Source organism: Nocardia colli (assembly GCF_008704205.1).
In the GTDB taxonomy this organism is placed as follows: Bacteria; Actinomycetota; Actinomycetes; order Mycobacteriales; family Mycobacteriaceae; genus Nocardia; species Nocardia colli.
On the sequence record NZ_VXLC01000016.1, the window covers coordinates 141,986 to 165,135 of the forward strand.

Annotated in this window: 21 protein-coding genes; 14 read left to right on the forward strand and 7 right to left on the reverse strand. The window is 67.4% G+C overall.

Annotation, left to right across the window (positions count from 1 at the left end; translation table 11 throughout):
* Positions 1 to 378: 378 nt before the first annotated feature.
* Positions 379 to 1,176 (forward strand): HNH endonuclease, encoded by a 798-nt coding sequence (locus F3087_RS30055; RefSeq protein ID WP_150405457.1) that lies wholly within the window; start codon positions 379 to 381, stop codon positions 1,174 to 1,176.
* 331 nt (positions 1,177 to 1,507) lie between these two features.
* Here F3087_RS30055 and F3087_RS30060 read toward each other — a convergent pair whose 3' ends face one another.
* Both F3087_RS30060 and F3087_RS30065 read right to left on the reverse strand, forming a co-directional pair.
* Positions 1,508 to 2,527: a Gfo/Idh/MocA family protein gene (locus tag F3087_RS30060; protein ID WP_150405458.1), complete on the reverse strand. Its 1,020-nt coding sequence runs from the start codon at positions 2,525 to 2,527 to the stop codon at positions 1,508 to 1,510.
* A gap of 61 nt (positions 2,528 to 2,588) precedes the next feature.
* On the reverse strand, positions 2,589 to 3,593 hold the full coding sequence (locus tag F3087_RS30065; protein ID WP_150405459.1) for a LacI family DNA-binding transcriptional regulator: 1,005 nt from the start codon (positions 3,591 to 3,593) through the stop codon (positions 2,589 to 2,591).
* A 262-nt stretch (positions 3,594 to 3,855) separates the two neighbouring features.
* On the opposite strand from F3087_RS30065, the gene F3087_RS30070 reads away from it, so the two are divergent.
* The 10 genes from F3087_RS30070 to F3087_RS30115 all read left to right on the forward strand — a co-directional run bounded on the left by F3087_RS30070 (position 3,856) and on the right by F3087_RS30115 (position 13,967).
* On the forward strand, positions 3,856 to 4,752 hold the full coding sequence (locus tag F3087_RS30070) for a TIM barrel protein (protein WP_150405460.1): 897 nt from the start codon (positions 3,856 to 3,858) through the stop codon (positions 4,750 to 4,752).
* Between the two features lie 19 nt (positions 4,753 to 4,771).
* Positions 4,772 to 5,767, forward strand: coding sequence for a sugar ABC transporter substrate-binding protein (locus F3087_RS30075; RefSeq protein WP_150405461.1), 996 nt, complete (start codon positions 4,772 to 4,774; stop codon positions 5,765 to 5,767).
* Between the two features lie 18 nt (positions 5,768 to 5,785).
* Positions 5,786 to 6,838, forward strand: coding sequence for an ABC transporter permease (locus F3087_RS30080; protein WP_191094210.1), 1,053 nt, complete (start codon positions 5,786 to 5,788; stop codon positions 6,836 to 6,838).
* Positions 6,835 to 7,614 carry an ATP-binding cassette domain-containing protein gene (locus F3087_RS30085; RefSeq protein WP_150405462.1) on the forward strand — a complete coding sequence of 260 codons (780 nt, stop codon included), beginning with the start codon at positions 6,835 to 6,837 and terminating at the stop codon, positions 7,612 to 7,614. Before F3087_RS30080 ends, F3087_RS30085 begins: the two co-directional genes overlap by 4 nt.
* Positions 7,611 to 8,549, forward strand: coding sequence for a 5-dehydro-2-deoxygluconokinase (gene iolC, locus F3087_RS30090; RefSeq protein ID WP_150405463.1), 939 nt, complete (start codon positions 7,611 to 7,613; stop codon positions 8,547 to 8,549). Before F3087_RS30085 ends, iolC begins: the two co-directional genes overlap by 4 nt.
* A 35-nt stretch (positions 8,550 to 8,584) precedes the next feature.
* Entirely contained in the window at positions 8,585 to 9,478 is an 894-nt protein-coding gene (locus F3087_RS30095; protein WP_150405464.1) for a Cgl0159 family (beta/alpha)8-fold protein, read from the forward strand.
* 803 nt (positions 9,479 to 10,281) lie between these two features.
* Positions 10,282 to 11,169: a 5-deoxy-glucuronate isomerase gene (gene iolB / locus F3087_RS30100; protein ID WP_150405465.1), complete on the forward strand. Its 888-nt coding sequence runs from the start codon at positions 10,282 to 10,284 to the stop codon at positions 11,167 to 11,169.
* On the forward strand, positions 11,166 to 13,007 hold the full coding sequence (gene iolD, locus F3087_RS30105) for a 3D-(3,5/4)-trihydroxycyclohexane-1,2-dione acylhydrolase (decyclizing) (protein ID WP_191094211.1): 1,842 nt from the start codon (positions 11,166 to 11,168) through the stop codon (positions 13,005 to 13,007). The genes iolB and iolD overlap by 4 nt, the downstream gene beginning before the upstream one ends.
* A 124-nt stretch (positions 13,008 to 13,131) precedes the next feature.
* On the forward strand, positions 13,132 to 13,620 hold the full coding sequence (locus F3087_RS30110) for a putative immunity protein (RefSeq protein ID WP_223885453.1): 489 nt from the start codon (positions 13,132 to 13,134) through the stop codon (positions 13,618 to 13,620).
* A gap of 143 nt (positions 13,621 to 13,763) precedes the next feature.
* Positions 13,764 to 13,967, forward strand: coding sequence for a cold-shock protein (locus tag F3087_RS30115; protein WP_054814460.1), 204 nt, complete (start codon positions 13,764 to 13,766; stop codon positions 13,965 to 13,967).
* 75 nt (positions 13,968 to 14,042) lie between these two features.
* On the opposite strand, the gene F3087_RS30120 is transcribed toward F3087_RS30115, so the two are convergent.
* Positions 14,043 to 14,684, reverse strand: coding sequence for a dihydrofolate reductase family protein (locus F3087_RS30120; RefSeq protein WP_150405467.1), 642 nt, complete (start codon positions 14,682 to 14,684; stop codon positions 14,043 to 14,045).
* Positions 14,685 to 14,801: 117 nt separating this feature from the next.
* On the opposite strand from F3087_RS30120, the gene F3087_RS30125 reads away from it, so the two are divergent.
* Complete coding sequence (locus F3087_RS30125) at positions 14,802 to 15,296, forward strand: winged helix-turn-helix transcriptional regulator (RefSeq protein ID WP_150405468.1); 495 nt, start codon at positions 14,802 to 14,804, stop codon at positions 15,294 to 15,296.
* Between the two features lie 3 nt (positions 15,297 to 15,299).
* Here F3087_RS30125 and F3087_RS30130 read toward each other — a convergent pair whose 3' ends face one another.
* Complete coding sequence (locus F3087_RS30130; protein ID WP_150405469.1) at positions 15,300 to 16,109, reverse strand: nucleotidyltransferase domain-containing protein; 810 nt, start codon at positions 16,107 to 16,109, stop codon at positions 15,300 to 15,302.
* A gap of 62 nt (positions 16,110 to 16,171) precedes the next feature.
* On the reverse strand, positions 16,172 to 17,371 hold the full coding sequence (locus F3087_RS30135; protein ID WP_150405470.1) for an MFS transporter: 1,200 nt from the start codon (positions 17,369 to 17,371) through the stop codon (positions 16,172 to 16,174).
* Positions 17,372 to 17,462: 91 nt separating this feature from the next.
* Here F3087_RS30135 and F3087_RS30140 point away from each other — a divergent pair, with 91 nt between their 5' ends.
* Entirely contained in the window at positions 17,463 to 18,350 is an 888-nt protein-coding gene (locus tag F3087_RS30140) for a LysR family transcriptional regulator (RefSeq protein ID WP_150405471.1), read from the forward strand.
* 681 nt (positions 18,351 to 19,031) lie between these two features.
* Here the strand turns inward: F3087_RS30140 and F3087_RS30145 are convergent.
* Together F3087_RS30145 and F3087_RS30150 are read right to left on the reverse strand one after the other, a co-directional pair.
* On the reverse strand, positions 19,032 to 20,741 hold the full coding sequence (locus tag F3087_RS30145) for an alpha/beta fold hydrolase (protein WP_150405472.1): 1,710 nt from the start codon (positions 20,739 to 20,741) through the stop codon (positions 19,032 to 19,034).
* A 73-nt stretch (positions 20,742 to 20,814) separates the two neighbouring features.
* A complete protein-coding gene (locus tag F3087_RS30150) occupies positions 20,815 to 21,369 on the reverse strand; it encodes a TetR/AcrR family transcriptional regulator (RefSeq protein WP_150405473.1) in 555 nt (184 codons plus the stop codon).
* A 158-nt stretch (positions 21,370 to 21,527) separates the two neighbouring features.
* Between F3087_RS30150 and serA the strand changes: the two genes are divergently transcribed.
* Positions 21,528 to 23,126, forward strand: coding sequence for a phosphoglycerate dehydrogenase (gene serA, locus F3087_RS30155; protein ID WP_150405474.1), 1,599 nt, complete (start codon positions 21,528 to 21,530; stop codon positions 23,124 to 23,126).
* The last annotated feature ends 24 nt before the right edge of the window (positions 23,127 to 23,150 follow it).

Sequence of the window (23,150 nt, forward strand, 5' to 3'; positions counted from 1 at the left end):
CAGCAGCACTGCATGCCCGGGCGCGGTCCATCGCCACGCCGAGGCGCGTGCGATCTGCGAGTGGTGGTCGGGCGCCTCAAACGATCGCTTTCCGCGTGCGGAAGGTCGTGTCGTGAAATATCGTCTGGCGCTATACGATCCAGGTTGGACATTTGCCCAAGTATGAGGAGGTCGCATGGCGGACACTGGGTTCGGTCGATGGTTCCACGGAGAATGCCCGGTGTCGGCAGTTCCGCCCATCCGCGAGAGTGGGAATGCGCCAATCTTGGCTTACGCCACCATAAGCGCTCCTTCTCTGTCGTGGACTGTGACTGTTGATGCTAACGCTGATCGAGTACATGCACGCGAGTGCGTGCTAGGAAATGCGGTGGCCGCCGCATGATCACCGGCAACGAGTATCCTGCAGCGGCATATGCGCCTAGTGGTGAACTTTGGTGGTTACTGGAGCATGCGCCTAATACCAAGAAGCCTTTTGGGGCTGAGCCTAAGATCGCCGCCTGGCTGCATTTCAATAAAGAGATCGGTGACCGGTTCACTCTTCGCGAACTTCGCAAGGCAGTCAGCACTGACAACCTTGCGAACAATCAGGAACATTTCAACCGTCGGATGCGCCAGTTGCGCAAGTTGGGTTGGCAATTGGTGTCTTCGCAGGAAGACGGCCGGCTGCGCACAGACGAATACCGGGTTGCGCAGAAAGGGTGGCACCCCGCCGTTGGTCCCCGGCCGAAGATCTCTGGTCAGATCGGTGGTGCGCTTCGGCGGCGCGTGCTCTTGCGTGACGGTCACAGGTGCGTTATCTGTGGAATAGGCAGCGGCGAGCTGTATCCGGATCCGCCAGAAAGTACGGCCGTCATGTCCATTGGACACCGCATACCGCAGGAGCTTGGCGGTAGCGACGACATCGACAACCTCCAGGTTGAATGCAAGCGCTGTAACGAGCCTGTGCGTGAAGAAGCTGGGCTTCCTGAAACTCTTGAAGAGGTATACGCCCAAGTTAAAGGACTCAAACGGGCGGAAAAGATGACTTTGCTGGAGTGGCTCCGCAATGGACGCAGGTCACGGTCAAAACTCGATGACCTCTATGATCGTGCTCGGCGATTGAATCCCAGCGAGAGAGCGCGATTGGCCGATCGGCTCGGGGTAGCCACTGAGCAACAGTTTAAGATTGAGCCGTAGGAGCATTTCTTGCATGATCCTCGTTGGCAGTCGCCACAGGTGAGACGAGCAAGTCGTCACTCAGATTGCTGGAGTACGGGTATGGTCCATCGCGCGTGTGCCAATCCAAAGTGATAACCGACTGCGGTGCCTATGGCTATTTACCGATGGAAATGGGACTATTTTCGATGCCGTGATATGGATTGGGCTATGCACACGGATTGGTTGGGTGAGCCTGCAGACTCAAAGTGATCGCAGGTGTTAGATCCGCTGCCCACGAGATCGGCAGCAGTGCTGCCGGCTTGAACAGCACCGACAGTCGCCGCAGGCCGAGGCGACCAGCGCCACGCGATCAACGTCGGACTTCGGTGATCTCGACTGGGCGGTGTTCGCGGCGGGAGAGTTCGCAGGCTTCGGCTACGTAGAAGGCTTCGAGGGCGTCTGTTGGGCTGCAAGGGTTTTCGAGGTTGCCGTTGATGACGGAGATGAAGGCGGTGAGTTCTTCGGTGTAGGCGTTGCGGAAGCGGTCCATGAAGCCGGGGTAGGCGGGGAGGGGGGAGGGGGTGTAGTCGGGTTCGACTGAGGTCAAGGGGGAGCGGTCGTCTAGGCCGACGATTGCGTTGGCGGTGGAGCCTAGGGCTTCGAGGCGGACGTCGTAGCCTGCGCCGTTGTAGCGGGTGAGGGAGACGGTGGCGAGGGTTTCGTTGTCGAGGTGCAGTAAGACTGCGGCGGTGTCTACGTCGCCGGATTCGGTGAAGACCTGGTCGCCCTGGTTGGTGCCGGTGGCGTAGACCTGGGTGATTTCTCGGCCGGTTACCCAGCGGATTATGTCGAAGTCGTGGACGCCGCAGTCGCGGAAGATGCCGCCGGAGTGGGGGATGTAGGCGGCGGGTGGGGGTGTGGGGTCGAGGGTGGTGGCGCGGAGGGTGTGCAGCCAGCCGAGGGCGCCGGAGGTGATGGCGGCGCGGGCGGCTCGGTAGCCGGCGTCGAAGCGGCGTTGGAAGCCGATTTGTACTGGGACGGTGGAGTTTTGGAGGTGGTCGAGGACGGCCAGAGTGCCTTCGATGTCGGCGGCGACGGGCTTTTCGCAGAAGACGGGGAGGCCGGCGTCGACCGCCCGGAGGATGAGTTCGGGGTGGGAGTCGGTGGCGGTGGTGATGATGAGGCCGTCGAGGTCGGCGGCGAAGAGGGCCTCGAGGTCGGGGGCGAATTCGAGGTCGAGTTTGGTGGCGGTGGTGCGTGCTCGCTCGGGGTCGGCATCGGCGACGACGACGTTGGCCACGTTGGGGAAGTTCTTGAGGGTTTCGGCGTGGGAGGTGCCGATGCGGCCGGTGCCGGCGAGGCCGAGGGTGACGGCTTTGTGGGATGTCATCGACTTTCCTCCTGGTGAAATCTCAACGTGCGGTGGACATCTGCCGAGGGGCAGCGAGCGTTCAGTTGCTCGGGGGGCTCGTCGTCGAACGGACGACGAGGGACGGCTGTAGGCGGCGACGGACCGGGTCGGTGCGGTCGGCGCGGAGGCGTTCGACGAGTGCCTCGATGGCGAGCCGGCCCATTTGGACACGCGGCTGGTCGATCGTGGTCAGCGAGATGTGGCGGAGTGCGGCCAGGGACGTGTTGTCGTAGCCGACGATGGAGACGTCGTCCGGCACGCGCAATCCGGCCTCTTCCAGCGCAGACATGGCGCCGACGGCGTTGAAGTCGTTGCCGCAGACCAGGGCGGTGGGGAAGTTGTCGCGGGTGAAGAGGTTCAGCAGCTTCTGCACCGCGGCGATGCCGGCGGAGTCGGTGTGCTCGCTCGGGATGACCATGGGCTCGAGGCCGTGCCGTTCCATCGCGGCCTGGTAGCCCTTGCGCCGCGGAGACGCGGTGAACGCGTTGCCGCCGTCGAGGTGCACGATGCGCCGATGGCCAAGGGAGGCAAGGTGATCCACGGCCAGTCCGGCGCCGACCTCGCCGTCGTCGTTGACGGTGTCGACGTCGGCGATGGTGGAGCTGCGCGACACCAGGACCAGCGGAGCCTGTTGTGCCGCATCGCGAATGGCGGCGGCGGGCAGGATGGGGGAGAGCAGGATGATGCCGCCGGGACGGAACGCGAGCAGGCTTTCCAGCGCGGTTCGCTCGCGGGCGGCGCTGCGGCGGCCGGTGTTGAGGATCAGCTCGAGGCCGGATTCCTGTGCGGCGGTGTCCATTCCCTCGACGACGTCGGCGAAGAAGGCGTTGTGCAGGTCGGAGACCATGACGCCGACGATGTTCGACGTCCGGCTGGCCAGTGAGCGCGCCATGATGTCGGGCTGGTAGCCGAGGTCTTTCGCGGCTTCCAGCACGGCGCGGCGGCGGTGCTCGCTGACCTTCGGGGAGTTGCGCATGACGAGCGAGACCAGGGCGCGCGAGACGCCGGCGCGTTCGGCGACGTCTTCCATGGTGGGTCGCGCCATGTCGCCTCCGTTCCGCGATCGGTGATCTGTGCCGTGTCGGACGTTACAAGGTCGGCGCTTGCGAATCAATAGAGCGCTCTAATCGGACTTTCTTCTCACGTGAATCTCCGACATTTCCGCTGGAAGCGCGGATATTACCTGGTGGTAGCGCTATTCTGAGTCCCGTGCACCCTCTTGACACGCTATGACCCACGTTACATAGTTGGAGCGCTCCAATCGCTTGGAGCGCTTCAACTCGACATCGAAGGTCGGAGAAGTCCTGATGACCGAACCGCTCTACCCGCTGCGCATCGCGGCCGCCCCCATCTCCTGGGGAGTGTGCGAAGTTCCCGGCTGGGGTCACGTGCTCGACGCGCAGACCGTGCTCGCGGAGATGGCCGCGCTCGGCCTGTCCGCGACCGAACTCGGCCCGCCGGGCTATCTTCCGCCGGACCCGGACGAATTGCGTTCGCTGCTGGCGACATTCGGGATCTCCGCGGTCGGCGGATTCCTGGCGCTGGTGCTGCACGCGGAGCCGGAGCGCGCGCTCGTCGAGGCGAAGGAGGCCGCCGAGCTGTTCGCCGCGACCGGCGCCGAGGTGCTCGTCCTGGCCGCCGCGACCGGGCTGGGCGGATACGACGCCCGCCCGCAGCTCACCGCGAACGAATGGCGCACGCTCATCGAGACTTCCGCCGCGATCCGCGACCTCGCCGCCGAGCACGGGCTGCGCACGGTGCTGCATCCGCACGTCGGCACGCAGGTGGAGACCGAACCCGAAGTCGAACGCTTCCTTGCCGATTCGGACCTCGACATCTGCCTGGACACCGGGCACCTGCTGATCGGCGGCACCGACCCGGTGCTGCTCGCGCAGCGACATGCCGCGCGGATCGGGCACATTCACCTGAAGGACGTCCGCAGCGCGATGGCCGACGAAGTACGCGGCGGCGCAATCGAATACGGCGAGGCCGTGCGCCGCGGTCTGTATGTCCCACTGGGCGAAGGTGATGTCGACATCGCCGCCCTGGTGCGGACCATGCAGGCCGCCGGCTACCGCGGCTGGTACGTGATGGAGCAGGACACCGCCCTGCAGCCCACCGACTCGGCGGAGCTGCCGAGCCGGGACACCGAACGCAGCCTGCGCCACCTCGCCGGGCTCGCGACTTCCGCCGCACGAATCTAGTTGGGAAGTGATGACAACGATGTCTCTTCGAGTTCGCCGAGGGTGGCAACGATCGCGCCGCCTGGTGCCGTGGCTGGCCGCGGCCGCGGTGCTGGCCGCGTGTAGCGGGCCGGGCACCGACGCGGTCGCGCCGACCAATTCACCGGTCGCCGCGGGCAAATTGAACTCCGTCGCGGTGGTCACGCACGGCAGCCCCGGCGACGCGTTCTGGAACGTGGTCAAGAACGGCGCGGAGGCGGCGGGCAAGGACCTCGGCGTCCGGGTCGAATACAACTCGGCCGGCGATCCCGGCCAGCAGGCGAAGCTGATCGACAACGCGGTCGCGCAGGGCGTGGACGGGCTCGTCGTCTCGATGGCCAACCCGGACGCGCTCCGTCCCTCGATCGAAAAGGCCATCGCCGCAGGCATTCCCGTGGTGACGATCAACTCGGGCGAGGGCGAGAGCGTCAAGTACGGCGCGATCGGCCATGTGGGACAAAGCGAGTCGCTGGCGGGGCAGGCGGCGGGCAAACGCCTCGCCGACGCCAAGAAGACCAAGCTGCTCTGCGTGATCCACGAGGCGGGCAATATCGGCGCCAACCAGCGCTGCGAGGGCGCGACCAAGGCGTTCGGCAACGGGACGACGCTACAGGTGGACATCAACAACCCGACCGACGCGCAGTCCCGGATCAAGGGCGCACTGGAGGCGGACAAGTCGATCGACGCTGTGCTGACACTCAATTCGCAGGTCGCCGCGCGTGCGGTGGACGGGGTGAAGGAAGCGCAGTCCAACGCGACGGTCGCGACGTTCGACCTCAATACCGATGTGGTCGAGGCCATCCGCGCGGGCAAGCTGCTGTTCGCCGTCGACCAGCAGCAGTACGAGCAGGGTTACCTGCCCGTGGTGTTGTTGCAGGCCTACCGGACCAACCTGAACACCGTCGGTGGTGGCACACCGGTGCAGACGGGTCCGGCCTTCGTCGACAAGAACAACGTCGATGCCGTCGCCGCGCTTGTGGCACAGGGCACGCGCTGAGGTCAGGGAGTAGATGAAATGACCATTGCCACAAAGACATCCGAGGCCGAACCGGCCGCCGAGCCGAAGGGGCCGACGCTGATGCAGCGGATGGTCGTGCGGCCGGAGATCGGCGCCGCGCTCGGCGCGCTCCTCGTGTTCGTGTTCTTCTCGATCATCACCGATCGCTTCCTGAGCCCGCTGGGCGTCGCGACCTGGCTGGACGACTCGTCCACGCTCGGCATCATGGCGGTCGCGGTGGCGCTGTTGATGATCGGCGGTGAGTTCGACCTCTCGGCCGGTGTGATGACGGCGTCCACGGCGCTGGTCACCGCGCTGCTGGCGGTGCACGCGGGCTGGAACGTCTGGTTCGCGCTGCTGGCCTCACTGGTGCTCGCGCTGCTGGTCGGCGCGTTCAACGGGTGGCTCGTAATGCGCACCGGACTGCCGAGTTTCATCGTCACGCTCGGCACTTTCCTTGCGCTGCAAGGGCTGAACCTCGGCGTGACCAGGATGGTCACCGGAACCGTTCAGGTGTCGGGCATCCGGAGCGCGGACGGGTACAACTCGGCCGGTTGGGTGTTCGCCTCGACGCTGAACATCGGGGACGCGCGCATCCAAGCGTCGGTCATCTGGTGGATCGTGCTGACCGTGATCGCCTCGATCGTGCTGGTGCGCACCAGGTTCGGCAACTGGATCTTCGCGGTCGGCGGTGCGTTGCAGAACGCGCGGGCGGTCGGCGTGCCGGCCAATCGGACGAAGATCGTGCTCTTCATGACCACCGCGTTCGCCGGTTGGGTGGTCGGCTCGTGCAGCATCCTGCGGTTCGCCAGTGTGCAGGCGAATCAGGGTGTCGGGCTGGAGTTGCACTACATCATCGCCGCGGTGGTCGGCGGCTGCCTGCTGACCGGTGGTTTCGGGTCGGCCGTGGGCGCCGCGATCGGTGCGCTCATCTTCGGCATGGCACGTCAGGGAATCGTGTTCGCGCGCTGGGACAGTGACTGGTTCATGCTGTTCCTCGGCGTGCTGCTGCTGGCGGCGGTGTTGGTCAACAACAGATTCCAGAAGCGAGCCGAGAGGGTACGCCGATGACAACTCCACTGATCGAGGCCGTTGGCATCGGAAAGAGTTACGGCGGTGTGGTCGCGCTGGAGGACGTCTCCACCGTGGTGAACGCCGGCCAGGTCACCTGCATCCTCGGCGACAACGGCGCGGGCAAGTCGACACTCATCAAGATCCTGGCCGGCGTGCATCAGCACGACCGCGGCGAGTTGCGGATCGACGGACAGCCGGTCCGATTGTCCTCGCCGCGTGCGGCTTTGGACCACGGCATCGCGACGGTCTATCAGGATCTGGCGGTGGTGCCGCTGATGAGCGTCTGGCGCAACTTCGTGCTCGGCTCGGAGCCGACCTCCGGACCCTTCCGGCTGCTCGACCGCCGCAAGGGACGGGAGATCGCGCGGAAAGGGCTGGCGGACATGGGCATCGAGATCCGCGACATGGAACAGCCGGTCGGCACGTTATCCGGCGGGCAACGGCAATGCGTCGCCATCGCCAGGGCCGTGCACTACGGCGCGAAGGTGCTGATCCTGGACGAGCCGACCGCCGCGCTCGGCGTGAAGCAGGCCGGGGTGGTGCTGAAATACGTTGTCCAGGCCCGGGATCGTGGACTCGGGGTCATCCTGATCACGCACAACCCGCACCACGCCTTCCCGGTCGGCGACCGATTCCTGCTGCTGAAACGCGGCACGGTGCTCGGCTCGTACGAGAAGGACGAGATCGATCTGCCGGAGCTCACGCGGCAGATGGCGGGCGGTGCCGAGCTGGACGCGTTGCAGCACGAGTTGCAGCGGGTCGTGTCGTCGTGACCGGTCTGGAAGCGTTGACCATCGGCCGCGTCGGCGTCGATCTCTATCCGCAGCAGAGCGGTGTCGGGCTCGCCGAGGTGGAGTCGTTCGCGAAGTTCTTGGGCGGCACCGCGACCAACGTCGCGGTCGCCGCCGCGCGACTCGGCCGGCGCAGCGCGGTGCTGACCAAGGTCGGCCAGGACGGCTTCGGTGACTACGTGCGAACGGCGTTGGCGGACTTCGGCGTATCGCCCGACTATGTCGGGACCGCGCCGGAACTCCTGACGCCGGTGGTCTTTTGCGAGTTGAAGCCGCCCGCCGACCCGCCGCTGCTGTTCTATCGCGCGCCCATCGCGCCGGACCTCACCCTCACCGAGGACGAGGTGCCGTGGGACGTTGTGGATTCGGTTCCGCTGCTGTGGGTTACCGGCACCGGCGTGAGCGCCGAACCCGGGCGCAGCACCCAGCGCCGGATTCTCGAACGGCGTGACCGGCGCGGGCACACCGTGCTCGACCTGGACTACCGGCCGATGTTCTGGCCGGATGTCGAGACCGCGCGCGCCGAGATCGGCTGGATGGTCGACCACGTCAACGTCGTCGTCGGCAACCGCACCGAGGTCCAAGTCGCGGTGGGCACAGCCGATCCCGACGAGGCGGCCGACCGGCTGCTGGCTCGCGGCGTCCGGCTCGCGGTGATCAAACGCGGCGCCGAGGGCGTGCTGGTCGCCACCGAGTACGAGCGGTGGACGGTGCCACCGTGCCGAGTCGAGGTGGTCTGCGGGCTCGGGGCGGGAGATGGCTTCGGCGGCGCGCTGATTCACGGCCTGCTCTCGGACTGGGATCCGCATCGCATCGCCACCTACGCCAACGCCGCGGGCGCACTCGTGGCGTCGCGGCTGGCGTGCGCCGATGCCATGCCGACGGACTCGGAGATCGAAGAACTACTGTGCCGCTGAACGCGGTGCGCCCATCTGGAATCGGAGGAACTACCGTGCATTTGACCGACGAACGCTGGCGTGAGCTACTGCGCGTCCGCGCGACGGACCCGGCGGCGGTCGAGCGGGCATATGCGAAACGAGTCCGTCGCCCGAACCTGTTGGCGGACAAGGACACCCTGTTCCTGATCGCCGCGGACCACCCAGCCCGGGGCGCCCTCGGCGTCGGCTCGGACCTGACCGCGATGGCGGACCGGCGCGCGCTGCTGGAGCGGCTGCTGATCGCGCTGGCCCACCCTGACGTCGACGGCGTGCTCGGCTCCCCGGACGTGGTCGAGGAGCTGCTGCTGCTGGACGCGCTGGACGACAAGGTGGTCATCGGCTCGATGAACCGCGGCGGACTGGCCGGCGCGGAGTGGGAGATCGACGACCGCTTCACCGGCTACGACGCGGACTCGCTCGCCCGATTCCGGCTCGACGGCGGCAAAATGCTGCTGCGCCTGGTGGATTCGGACGCGGGCACGGTGCCGACCTTGCAGGCGTGCGCGCAAGCGGTGTCCGAACTCGCGGCGAACGGACTCATGGCGATGGTCGAGCCGCTGCCGTACCACCGCGACGAATCCGGTGCCCTGGTCATGAGCAAGGATGCGGCCGCCCTGTCGCGTGCGATCACGGTCGCTTCCGGCCTCGGCGTCACCTCCGCCTACACCTGGCTGAAGATCCCTGCCCCGGAGGACATTTCGGTGCTCGACGCCACCACCCTGCCGGTCGTCGTCCTCGGCGGCGCACCCTCGGGCGACCAGGTCGCCGACGTGGCGTACTGGGACGGCGCCCTCGGCCACGACGTGGTCCGCGGCCTGGTGGTCGGCCGCACGCTGCTCTACCCGCACGACGGCGACGTCGGCGCGGCGGTCGACGCGGCGGCCAAGATGCTGAAGGAGACCCGATGAGCCGCGGAAACCTCCTCGACTGTGCGCTGTTCCGTAGGAGCGACGCGCACGGATTGTCTTCGCGCGCACGAACTCGCCGACGAACTCGTTCGCGGCGCACGATGATGCGCGCTCCGTTCGAGGGGCCACGCGCGGACCGGGGAATCCGGTCTGCCGCTGGCATGCGGCGCGCTGGGCGGCAGCGGCGCACGAATCATCTTGGCGCGCGGGGCGCTGGTAGTTGTGTGCGCTCGGTGCGAAGTCGGACGCGACGGCCAGCAGGTACGAACAGAGCGGCTGTCAGGATGAAGGAGGGCCGATGAGCCGAGGTCGGCCAGCGAACGTCAGCGGTGATCAGCTACTGCGCACAGATCATCATGGTGCGCACAAAGCTGCTGGCAATTGTGTGCACGTGGCGCGAATTCATGCGCGGCGGCCCGCGAATACCGACGTCGTGGCCGGCGGGATGTTGAAGGAGGGGCGATGAGTCGTGGTCACCGAACGAACGTGAGCGGTGGTCGCTTGCTGCGCACGGATCATTACGGCGCGCACGGAACAGTTACCAATATCTTGCGCTCGGGGCGATTTCGTGCGCAGCGCGCCCTGGTATGTGGGCCGCACGACGGCGGCGGGGAGAGGCGCACCGTGCGTGCGCGCGGAGATGGCGCCGGTGAAGTTCGCGGTCTGCCGCGTACGAATTGTTCTGCTGCGCAGGGTTTTGCCCGTGGTTATGTGCGCGCGGGGCGGAGTTGTGCGTTGCGAGCGGGGGATGTGCGTATCGCGGCGGCCGGTTCCGGGGCGATCGGCCGACACGGGAGCGTGCGATGAAGCTGCATCGGCCTGCTGGAACGCTGCGTGCGGGCGGCGATCCGATCCACCTCGGCCCGGAAGACGCCGGGTGGACCTACACCGGCTTGCGTGTCCTGAACCTTCGTGCCGGTGAAACCAGAGACATCGAGACCGGCGAGTTCGAAGCGTTCGTCCTTCCGCTGGCTGGGTCTTGCACCGTCCGCGTCGACGGCATGACGTTCGAATTGTCCGGCCGCGACTCGGTTTTCACCCGGGTGACCGACTTCGCCTACATCCCACGTGATGCGACCGTCGAACTGACGGCCAGCAGCAACCTGGAGCTCGCCCTCCCCATGGCCCGCTGCACGAACCGTCTCGACCCGAAATACGGTCCCGCAGAACAGGTCCCGGTCGACATCCGCGGCGCGGGACAAGCCACCCGTCAGGTCACCAACTTCGGTGTTCCCGGCGTCTGGGACCACGCCGACAAACTCAACGCCTGCGAACTGATTACCCCGGACGGCAATTGGTCCTCCTACCCGCCGCACAAGCATGACGCGGCGAGCGACTGCGAGGTCGTCAACGAGGAGATCTACTACTTCCGCATCGCCGGACGAGACGGGATCACTCCGTCACGTGACGGATTCGGAATGCATCGCACGTACACCGCGGACGGTGCACTCGATGAAAACGTCGCGGTTCGGGACGGCGATGTTTTCCTGGTCCCGCAGGGCTATCACGGTCCGTGCATCGCCGCCCCGGGCTACCCGATGTACTACCTCAACGTGCTCGCGGGCCCCGCCGCGGAACGTTCGATGGCCTTCTGCGACGACCCGGCGCACAGCTGGGTGCGCGGCACCTGGGACGACGAACCCCGTGATCCCCGCTGCCCGGTCACCAACCACGAAGGACGGCTCCGATGAAATTGACCGCGGCGCAGGCGCTGGTGGCCTGGCTGGTCGCCCAGCGCTCGGAAACCCTCGACGGCCGCGAAGTGCCGCTTTTCCCTGCGGTTTTCGGCATCTTCGGGCACGGCAACGTGCTCGGCCTCGGCACCGCCCTGCACGAGCGACGCGACGTGATCCCGGTCTGGCGCGGGCACACCGAGCAGGGCATGGCCCTCGCCGCCGTCGGTTACGCCAAGGCGACCCATCGCCGCCAGATCGGCGTCGCCACCTCCTCGATCGGCCCCGGCGCGCTGAACATGGTGACCGCCGCCGGCGTCGCGCACGCGAATCGCCTTCCGCTGCTGTTGCTTCCGGGCGACACCTTCACCACCCGCGCACCCGACCCGGTGCTGCAACAGGTCGAGCATTTCGGCGACGCCACCGCCACGGTCAACGACGCGTTCCGCGCGGTGAGCCGCTACTTCGATCGGATCACCCGCCCCGAGCAGCTGATTTCCACACTGCCCCAAGCGGTCCGGGTGCTCACGGACCCGGCCGAGACCGGTCCGGTCACGCTCGCCCTGCCGCAAGACGTCCAGGCCGAGACCTACGACTTCCCCGACGCCCTGTTCGAGCCGGTCGTCCACCGCATCCTGCGCCCCCGCGCCGACGAACGCTCGTTGGCCGACGCCGAAGCGGCGCTGCGCAACTCGGCGCGGCCGCTGCTGGTCCTCGGCGGCGGCGTCCGCTACTCGGGCGCGGGCAGGACCACGCTCGAATTCGCTGAGCGCCATGGCATTCCGGTCGTCGAGACCACCGCGGGCCGCACCTTGGTACCGCACGTGCATCCCCTCTACGCCGGTCCGCTCGGCGTCACCGGCTCGACCTCGGCCAACGCACTCGCCGCCGAAGCGGACCTCGTCCTCGCCGTCGGCACCCGCTTGCAGGACTTCACCACTGCCTCGTGGACCGTCTTCGCGCCGGAGGTCCGCCTCGTCACGATCAACGCCGCCCGCTTCGACGCGGTCAAACACGGCGCCCTCGCGGTCGTCGGCGACGCCGACGCAACGGTCCGCGACCTGGCCGAACGCACAAAGCAATGGCAGGTCGACCCCGAATGGACGGCCCGCGCCGCCGCCGAACGCAGCACCTGGGACGCCCACATCGACAAGCTGCGCGCCCACACCCTCGGCACCCCCAGCTACGCCCAGGTCGTCGGCCTGGTCAACGAGCTCAGCGGACCGAACGACTACATGATGACCGCCTCCGGCGGCATGCCCGGCGAACTCGTCGGCGGCTGGCGCGCGACCGGCGGCGCGCCGACCATGGACGTCGAGTACGGATTCTCTTGCATGGGTTACGAACTCGCGGGAGCGTGGGGCGCGGCCATGGCGCACACCGACGGCCTGGTCACCACGATGCTCGGCGACGGCTCCTACCTGATGTTGAACTCCGAACTGTTTTCCGCAGCCTTCGCCGGCCACCCGTTGGTCGCGGTGGTCTGCGACAACGACGGTTACGCGGTGATCGCCCGCCTGCAAGAGGGTCAGGGCGGCGCACCGTTCAACAACTTCTACGCCGACTGCCGCAGCGCGCACGACGAACCGCCCCGGGTGGACTTCGCCGCCCACGCCCGCGCCCTGGGCTGTGCCGTCTTCACCGCCACCGACCTGGCCGAATTCCGCGCCGCCTACGCCGCCGCGCGCGACACCGCGGTCCGTGAGTCCCGCCCGGCCGTGCTGGTGATCCGCACCCAGCCGTCGTCCTGGACCGAGGCGGGCGCCTGGTGGGAGGTCGGCGTGCCGGAGCATCTGTCCGGGCACACCGCGCACGCCGAGGCGAAACCACACCAGTTGCGCTATTTGCAACATTGAACTCGAGGTGAAACAAGGTGCTGCGCTACTCGGCGGAAAGTCGTAGGATGACTTAACGGCGCATCGGGGCGCTGGTAGCGATGGCCCTTGCGGCACAAGATAACTGGGACTCGACCGAGTATCGGTGACCAGTTGCGTCGAGAAGGGGAAGGCCTGTGCGGACCGAGGCGAGCAGAGCGGGCCGGTGACCCTCAACCGGGTCGACCACACCGCGTTGGCGCTGTGGGCGGCGGATTGCGCCGAACGCGTGCTGCCGCTGTTCGAGCGTGCGCGACCGGATGATCTACGACCGGCCGCGGCGATCGAGGCGGCCCGCGCCTGGGTGCGCGGCGACCTGACGATGCCCGAGGCGCGCAGGGCCGCCTTCGCCGCCCATGATTCCGCTCGCGAGACCACCGGCGCGGCTACTTTCGCCGCGCGGTCGGCCGGGCACGCCGCCGCGACCGCCCATGTGGCGGGTCACGCGGTGCACGCCGCGAACTACGCGATGCAGGCGGTACAGGCGGATTCGTCGGAGGGGGACGACGAGCGCGCCTGGCAAGAAGCTCAGGTACCGGCACGACTGATTCGGGTGGTTTTCCCGGATCGGGGCCTGTCAGAGCAGGGGAGGTGAAGGCGACAACCCCCTAGTCAGCGTTGTTTTGCTCACAGTTGACCGGGGAAGAAGTGGAGAAATTCGTCGGATCATGGCATCGTTGATCTCGAGACCAGGCCATTCCATTTGGCAGAATCTGGCTCGTCTACAGAAAGTATGAAATGGCTCAGGGCATTGTGAAGTGGTTCAACAGCGAGAAGGGCTTCGGCTTCATCGCGCAAGACGGCGGAGGCCCCGACGTCTTCGTGCATTACTCGGCCGTCAGCGGCGCGGGTTTCCGGTCCCTCGATGAGGGGCAGCGCGTGGAGTTCGAGATCGGCCAGGGCCAGAAGGGCCCGCAGGCGCAGGACGTTCGCGTTCTCTGATCTGATCGCTCCTAAGCTTTCGGAAGGCCCCGCACCGGTCAGGTGCGGGGCCTTTCCCCCTTTTCTGGGGAGTGCTTACGCCCTGGTGAAGGTCACATGGGTGACCGCAGGGGAGCGGACCGCCGAGCTGATCGCATAGCCGGGCAGCGTGCCGAGGTCGTCGTAGAGACGCTCGCCGCCGCCGAGCAGAATCGGTACGACGGCCAGATGCATCTCGTCGACCAGCCCCGCTTGCAGGAACTGGCGCACGACCGATGAGCCGCCGCCCAAGCGCACGTCCTTGCCGTCGGCGGCCTCGAACGCCTGCCGCAGCACCTTTTCCGGGGTGTCGTCGACGAAGTGGAACGTGGTCCCGCCCGCCATCGGCAGCGACTGCCGCGGGTGATGGGTCAGCACGAAGGTGTCGTGGTGGTACGGCGGGTTGTCGCCCCACCAGCCCTTCCACTCCTCGTCCTGCCACTCGCCGCGAATCGGCCCGAACATGTTGCGGCCCATGATGGTTGCGCCGATGCCGACATCTCCGGCCTGGATGAAATCGTCGTCGATCCCGGTCTCGCCGCCCTCGGCGCCGGACCAGCCGTTGCCGGTGCGGGTGGCGAAGACCCACTCGTGCAGACGCATGCCGCCTTCGCCGATCGGGTTGTCCGGGCTCTGGTTCGGGCCGGCGACGTAGCCGTCCAAGGAGATGGCCAGGTTGCGTACGAGGAGCTTCGCCATGGTCTTGTCTTTCGCTAGAGTGCTTGCAGTTTGCAATCGCTTGGGTACAGACTAGGGGTGAGTGGTTGTATATTGCAAGCAGAAGTTCGAAAGATTTCGCGGAGCAAGGAGCGGTGGATGCGTGACGAGGGACGCTCGGGCTGCCCGATCAATGCGACGATCGAGGTGATCGGCGATCGGTGGACCCTGCTGGTGCTGCGCGACGTGATGTTCGGCAATCGGCGCTACTTCCGGGAACTGCTGTCCGCCTCGGACGAGGGCATCGCCTCCAATATCCTGTCCGACCGGCTGAAACGGCTGGTCGCGGCAGGTCTGCTCAGCCGGGAGGACAGCAGGCCCGGGCAGAAGGCGGAGTACCGGCTGACCGAGCCTGCCATCCAGTTGGTGCCGATAATGGCGCAACTCGGGTCGTGGGGGCTGCGGCACCGGCCGACCACTCGGCAGTTGCGGGTGCGGGCCGAGCTGCTCGAGCAGGGTGGCCCCGAGCTGTGGGCGGAGTTCATGGACGAACTGCGGGAGTCGCACCTCGGGATTCCCCGGCCCGACCCGGACCGGCCGACCGCGACGGATCGGCTGGCCCAGGCGTATGCGGCGGCCGTCGCCGAGGCGTGAGTGCTACGCCGGTCCGGCGGCCTCGGCGCGGAAGAACTCCGCGGTGAGCTTCCTGGCCTGGTCGAGGTCCGGATCCACCGACTTCGGGAAAGCGTCTGCGGCCAGCTCGAATTCGGACTCGATGAACGCGGCGATCGGGACCGGCACTGTGCCGCTGCCCATTTCGCGGGTCCGGGACTTGAGCTCGGTCAACTCCGCCACTGCCGCAACGAGATCGGTGGTCAGGTCGCACTCGGCCATCAGCGTCGGCAGGTGCATCGGCGCCACCGCCGCACCCGGGTGCTCGCGCAGCCAGCGCAAAGCCATTGCCGGGCGCAGTGAATAGAACACCTTCTTCAGTGATCGGTTGCGGTCGAACAACTCCCACTGCTTCGCACCCAGGTGCAGGTAGTGCCGGGCCACCCGGTTGCGGTCGGCGACCTCGTCGGCCAGCGCGCGCAGGTCGGCGCGGAACCGGCTGTCGCCGCGGTACACGATGGGCGACATCAGCCATTCGATGAGCACGGCGTTGCCCGCGACCAGCAGGCGCAGCGCCTTGGCCAGGTCCCAGCCGTTCACGTCGAGCAGCCCGGCCAGCGGCGTCTCGATCACGTCCCGGGTGGGCCACGGGGACAGGTAGGTGTCCAGGTTCGCGACGTAGACGAACCGGCAGTCGTAGTCGGAGTCGGGCGACGGGAAACCCCAAGCCCGGCTGCCGCTTTCGATGGCCAGCCGGATCGAGACGCGGTGTTCGCGCTCGACCCGGTCCAGCTCGAAGTCGATGGACCCGACCACGGTCGGGTCCATCGAAGCAGGGATCGCGCGTAGGGCCATGCCGTTGATGCTATGTGCCGGCTACCCCGGAACGCAGTTCATTTTCCGGCCATCGGTGCTGTTCAGGCCTGCTCCGGGGCGCGACCGGCGGCCGCGATCAGCAGCGCGGCGATCACCAGCGCGCCGCCGAGCCACATCGCGGAGGTGACGCCGAACGCGTCGGCCATGCGCCCACCGGCCAGCGCGCCCAAGGCGATGGCGGCGTTGAAGACACACGCGTTCAACGAGGACGCGGCCTCGCGCGCCCGGGGCGCCGCGGCGAAGGCCCAGTTCTGCGTGGTGACCGACACGCCGCCGTAAGACAGGCCCCAGGCCACCATCAGCGCGACGGCGAGCCACAGCGATCCGCCGAGCACCGGAATCAGTAGCACGGTGACGGCCAGCGGGACGGTGATCGTCATCAGCATCCGGCGCGGATCGCGGACACCGGCGGCGCCCGAGCTGAAATTGCCGATGACACCGGCGATTCCGTACACCAGCAGCAAGGTGCCGATCGCGCTCGCGCCGATGCCGGTCACTTTCTCCAGCAGCGGGCGGATGTAGGTGTAGGCGGCGAAGTGGCCGGTGACCAGGAACGCGACGACCAGCAGCGCGGTGCGCAATTGCGGCTCGCGGGTCAGTCCCAGTGCTTCGCGCAGCGGAACCGACTGTGCGACAGTCAGTCTCGGTAGCAGTACCGCGATCGCGATCAGCACTACCACCGCGAGCGCCGCGATGACGAGGAAGGCCGCCCGCCACCCGGCGAGTGCGCCGATGTACGTCCCCGCCGGCACGCCGATCACCGAGGCCACCGCGACGCCGCTGTAGACCAGCGCGGTGGCGCTGCCGATCGACTCGGCCGGCACCAGCCGCGCCGCCAGGCTCGCCGCGATCGCCCACACCCCGCCGATCCCGATGCCGACCAGCACCCTGGCCGCCATCATGACCGGGAAGTTCGGCGACCAGGCCGCGCCGACATTGCCGAGGGTCAGCACCGCGAGCAGCACGCAGAGCACGAGCCTGCGGTCGGTGCGGCCGAGCGCACCCGTGATCAGCGGCGCGGACACGGCGGCGACCAGGCCGGTGGCGGTCAGCGAAAGCCCGGCCGCGCCCTCGGAGACCCGCAACGCGCCGCTGATCGGGGTGAGCAACCCGACCGGCAGCATCTCCGAGGTGACGACCGTGAAGGTGGCCCCGGTCACGGCGCCGACGCCGAGCCAGCCGCGCAGAGCCGAATCCGGTGCCGCGGGTGCCGGACTCGCGCTGTCTTGAACCTGTGTCATGCCTCCAGCCAACTGATCGGCCGGGGCGGAAACAACGGCGAAGGTCTCATCGTTCTATGAGCTGAGCTCATCGACGCTGGAGAGGACGCCCATGACCGGCCTGGAGGTACGCGAGCTGGAGGCATTCCTGGTGCTCGCCGAGGAACTGCACTTCGGGCGGGCGGGGGAGCGGCTCTACGTTTCGCAGAGCCGGGTGAGTCAGCTGCTGCGCACGTTGGAGCAGCGGGTCGGCGCGCGACTGATCGAGCGCACCAGCCGCAAGGTCACGCTCACGCCGCTCGGCGCGGACTTCCTGGCCGAGCTTGAGCCCGCCTACACGGCGCTGCGGGCGACGGTGGACAACGTCCGGGCGACCGCCCGTGGGGGTGAGGGCGTGCTGCGCATCGGCATTCAGGGTTCGGGCAGCGAATACCTCACGGAGGCAATCGAACTGTTCCGGCACCGCTTCCCCGCCTGCGTCACCGAGGTGGTCGAGATTCCGCTGGCCGATCCGTTCGGTGCGGTACAGCGCAGCGAGGTCGATATCGCGGCCGTGCTGCTGCCGATGGGGGAGAGCGATCTGGTTCTCGGACAGGTCTTTTCGGAGAAGCCGCAGATGCTGGCCATGCACAAGGGGCATCCGCTGGCGGCGCGGACCAGCTTGTCGCCGGAGGATCTGGCCGAGTTCTCGTTGATCGGCGTGCGCGGGCCCGCACCGCACTACTGGCGTCGCGCGCAATCGGTGGATGTGACCCCGGGCGGTCGGCCCGTTCCGGTCGGCCCCGGCGTCGGCACGTTGCAGGAGGGGATCGAGTTGGTGGCGGCGGGTCAGGGCGCGATGCTGCTGTGCCATCCGACCGCGGTGTTCCACGATCGGCCGGAGGTCAACTTCGTGCCGGTGACCGGGCTGGCGCATTCCCGGCTGGGGCTGGTCTGGCATCGCAACCGCGAAACCGCGCGCGTGCGGGACTTTTCGCGGGCGGTCGCCGCGGTGAGCTGAGCGGTATTGCCGGTCGGCGAAAGATAGTGCGCGGCACTTTATCCGATGCGGATATGGGTGAACCCGGGTGTGCCGAATGCGTAATCCGGCGATGCGTACACGACTCCTTCTCGGAGAGACAATCGGCGAATTCGTGCGCTTGTTACAGGGTTCGGCCGAGCTGTCGGAAATGTCCGGCTTCTTGGGATGTGTATAGCCCTCTTATTGGGGTGCTATCGAATTCTCAGAGGTTCTTTATGTTTATCGTGCTGGCGCGTCGGGAACGCGAGATCCTGGGCGAACGACGTGGTCAAGCCCATGGTTCTCAGGGCGCACACCCCTGTTGGTCACTTGACCAGGGGATCTTCGTGATGTGTCTGTAACCTATGTCACTAAATAGACGAATTTCGTAACCGTCTTTGTTCGGGTGCCGATGTGCCTTGTGTCAGCCAGTACGACTGGATTGTCTTTCAATGAAGAGGTATTTAAATGATCCCCGTTATCATCGACACCGGTAGCGCTGCCCTCGGCGGTTTCCTGGACACCTTCGGTGCCGCTCTGCACGGAATCGTCAACACCCTGTGGACGGGCTCCTTCGGTCGCTGATTTCAACGTGATGGTCGATTGATCGACCGGGTCTCGCGCTCGGTGAGCGTGATTCCGGAGAGGGCCCCGCACCCAGGTGGTGCGGGGCCCTCCGCGTTATCGGGCAGGTACGCCGGCCCCGACTCCGGCGATCTCGGCGGCGACCTGCGCGGGGTGGGTCAGTTGCGGGTAGTGGCCGGTGCCATCGATCACGGTCAGCTCGCTCGTCGTGGCCGTCGAGAGTGGATCGTCCGACCCGGCGACGAGCCGCACCGGCACTTGTACCCGGGCAAGCAGTTCGATCAACTCGTTTCGCCGAGCAGGCGCACTCGCGTGCCGCAGCGCGGCGACCGTGCGTGCCGCGACGCCGGGTCTGCACAAGTTCGCCGCCGCGTTGTCCACCGCCGGGCTCCGAGGCAGACCGAGGCGTGTTGCCAAGGTAGCGGCCGTCATTCGTCGTAGCGCAGGTGCGGCCAGGGGCGAACGCAGCAGCCATCCGGTCCGCGACTGGAGGAACGCGGGCGACACCAAGACGACGCCGGAGATCCGATCCGGGTGCGCTGCGGCGTATCTCAGCACCGGGCCGCAACCCAGCGAATGTCCGACCAGTACAGGACGACTGCGCACATCCCGCATCAATCGCGGTAGTACGTCATCGATCTCGCCGGGCGCGGAGCGTCCCAGCCCGGGCAGGTCGACGGCCAGGCTCGATGCGCCGAGGGCGGTCCGCACCTCGGTCCAGGAATCGCTGTCGACCGGCAGGCCATGCAGGAAGACGTAGTCCGGACGCACGCGGTCACCGGAAACCCAAGTGCCGTCGACGAACCCGGCGGTGGGATCCTCCTCGACCGTGCCGAAGCGACTCGACACCAGGTGATCAGCCCAGGTGCGCAAAACCGACCCGGCCTCCGGCATCGTCAGACCGGCGGCACGCGCGACCTCGTCCGCTGCCGAGGTGTCGTACCTGTCGTCGGCAATGAACGGCAGCGTCTCGGGATCGGCGCCGGTCAATGCCCGCGGCAGCTTCTCGATCACACTGACCGGCACCGAGAACCGCGGCGCCCGCACCCCCACATGCCCGGCGAGCAGCCGAATCAGCTCCGGCAGCACCGGCGTTCGCGGATCGAGCACGGTCAGCGACCGCCCCGCGGTGTCCGCCTGACTCGGCAGGCTGATCAGGAACTTCGCGAAGTAGTCCAGATCGACTATCGGAACGAAGGTTTCGCGCCCACCGGGGATCGCCGCGAGCTTGCCGTGCCACAGGTCCTCGACAATGCTTGCGAGCCCGACATATTGGCCGGGACCGAGCACGCTGCTCGGGTTCGCGATCGTCAGCGGAATCCCGCGCTCGGCCGCGTGCCGGCGCAGCAGCGGATCCGACTCGAACTTGGACGCGCCGTAAGCCCCTCTGTCGTAATGCTGTTCGTCGGACTCCTCGACGGTGATCCGATAGCCGGTGATGTGGACGACGCGGCGCAAGGCGGGCAGTGTCGCGGCCCAGTCGAGCATGTTGAGCGCGCCGGTCACGTTCACCGCGTACGCGTCGTCCTTGCCGAGGCCGAAGGCGAAGCGTGCCGCGCAGTTGTAGACGTCGCGGATGTCGGTCGCGTCCAGGTCGGCGGGCAAGCCGAGATCCTTCGCGGTGATATCGCAGGCGACAACGCGAAGCCCGCGCTGATCGACGGCGCTCGCCCGCAACCATGAGCCGAGTCGGTCCTCGCCGCCCGGCCGGACCGCGGCGACCACGGATTCGCCCTGTTCGAGCAGCTGCGCGACCACCGCGCGACCGATGAACCCGGCGGCGCCGAGCACGATGCTGTGGGACATGAAATCTCCTTAATAGACCGGTCTACATATTCGATGGACCTGCGAAAACTGTTGGCATGACATCTGACTCAGCTCAGAGCATCGTGCGGATCGTGCGGGCCACGCGCTCCAGCGGCTCGCGGCTGCGCTGGGCTCGTGCCAAGAGCAAGCCGCCTTCGATCATCGCGAGGATCGCCGCGGCCAAATCCGCCGCATCCGGATGCCCGTCGGCCCGCAGCCGAATCCGCAGCGCCTCTTCCCAGCTCGCGTACGCGGACGCGCATTCGGCCTGGATCACGTCGTTGGCCGCCGAAACATCAAGGGTGACAGTGGCAACCGGGCAGCCCTGACTCCAGTCGGAAGCCTCCAGTCGATCGCCGAACGCGTTGAGCAGGCTGGTCGCCGCCCCTGCGGTATCGCCGGGCGCGACCGCGTCGATCAGCGCCGAGATCTCGTTGCCCGCCTGGGCGACCGCCTCCGCGACGAGCTGGTCCTTGCCGCCGGGGAAGTGGAAGTAGAGCGATCCGCGCGGCGCGCCGCTGGTCTCGATGATCTGGTTGAGGCCGGCCCCGAAGTATCCGTGCTTCTCCACCAGCTCGCGCGTCGCGCTGATCAATCGGCAGCGCGTCTCGGTTCCCTTGGCACCCATGCGGTAACTGTAGACCGGTCTTCATATTTTGACCAACCAGTCATCCCATGGGTCATACTGACGACGGCCGCCTTACCAGGGGGTAGCACATGCCGAAACGACGCCCACTAAGCTGATCGGCGGTAATTGCCGACCCCTTTCCCCAGGAGTACTCCACCGTGAGCCAAGCAGGCCGTCCTGTTGTCCTGATCGCCGACAAGCTTGCCCAGTCGACCGTCGACGCGCTCGGTGACGGAGTCGAGGTCCGGTGGGTCGACGGCCCCGACCGTCCGGCTCTGCTCGCCGCGGTCCCCGAGGCCGACGCGCTACTCGTGCGCTCCGCGACCACGGTGGACGCCGAGGTGCTGGAGGCGGGCAAGAACCTGAAGATCGTCGCTCGGGCCGGCGTCGGCCTCGACAATGTCGACGTGCCCGCGGCCACCGAACGCGGCGTCATGGTCGTCAACGCGCCGACCTCGAACATCCACACCGCCGCCGAGCACGCGGTCACGCTGCTGCTCTCGGCCGCCCGCCAGATCCCGGCCGCCGATGCCACGCTGCGCGAGCACACCTGGCAGCGCAGCAAGTTCAACGGCGTCGAGATCTTCGACAAGACCGTCGGCGTGGTCGGCCTCGGCCGGATCGGGCAGCTGTTCGCCGCCCGGCTCGCCGCCTTCGAGACCAAGATCGTCGCCTACGACCCCTACGTGTCGCCGGCCCGCGCCGCCCAGCTCGGCATCGAGCTGCTGAGCCTGGACGAGCTGCTCGAGCGCGCCGACCTGATCTCGGTGCACCTGCCGAAGACCCCGGAGACCAAGGGCATCATCGGCAAGGAAGCCATCGCCAAGACCAAGCCGGGCGTCATCATCGTCAACGCCGCGCGCGGTGGCCTGGTCGACGAGCAGGCGCTGGCCGACGCGATCAAATCCGGGCATGTGCGGGCCGCCGGCCTGGACGTGTACGAGACCGAGCCGTGCACCGACAGCCCGCTGTTCGAGCTGCCGCAGGTCGTGGTGACCCCGCACCTCGGCGCGTCCACCTCCGAGGCGCAGGACCGGGCGGGCACCGACGTGGCCAAGTCCGTATTGCTCGCGCTCGCCGGTGAATTCGTGCCCGGCGCGGTGAACGTCACCGGTGGCAGCGTCGACGACGACGTCGCGCCGTGGCTGGACATCGTGCGCAAGCAGGGCGCGCTGCTCGGTGCGCTGTCGGACGAACTGCCGGTCAGTGTCGAGGTGCAGGTGCGGGGCGAGCTCGCCGCGCACGACGTTGCGGTGCTGGAACTTTCGGCGCTGCGCGGCATCTTCTCCGCGCTGGTCGAAGACCAGGTCACCTTCGTCAACGCGCCGGCCCTGGCCAAGGAGCGCGGCATCACCGCACAGGTGAACACCGTGCCGGACAGCCCGAGCCACCGCAGCGTCGTCGACCTGCGCGCCGTGTTCGGCGACGGCCGCACGCTGAACGTGGCGGGCACGCTGACCGAGCCGCAGCAGGTGCAGAAGATCGTCAACATCAACGGCCGCAACTACGACATGCGCGCCGAGGGCATCAACATGGCCGTGCTGAACTACGAGGACAAGCCGGGCGCGCTCGGCAAGATCGGCACCAAGCTCGGCGAGGCCGGCATCGACATCCTCGCCGCGCAGCTGAGCCAGGACGTCGACAAGGAAGGCGCCACGGTGATCCTGCGGGTCAACCGCGAGGTGCCCGACGCCGTCGAGGCCGCGATCGCCGAATCCGTCGGCGCCGCAAAGGTCGTCGTCGTCGACCTGTTCTGATCGCGTGCGGGGGCGCGCCCACGA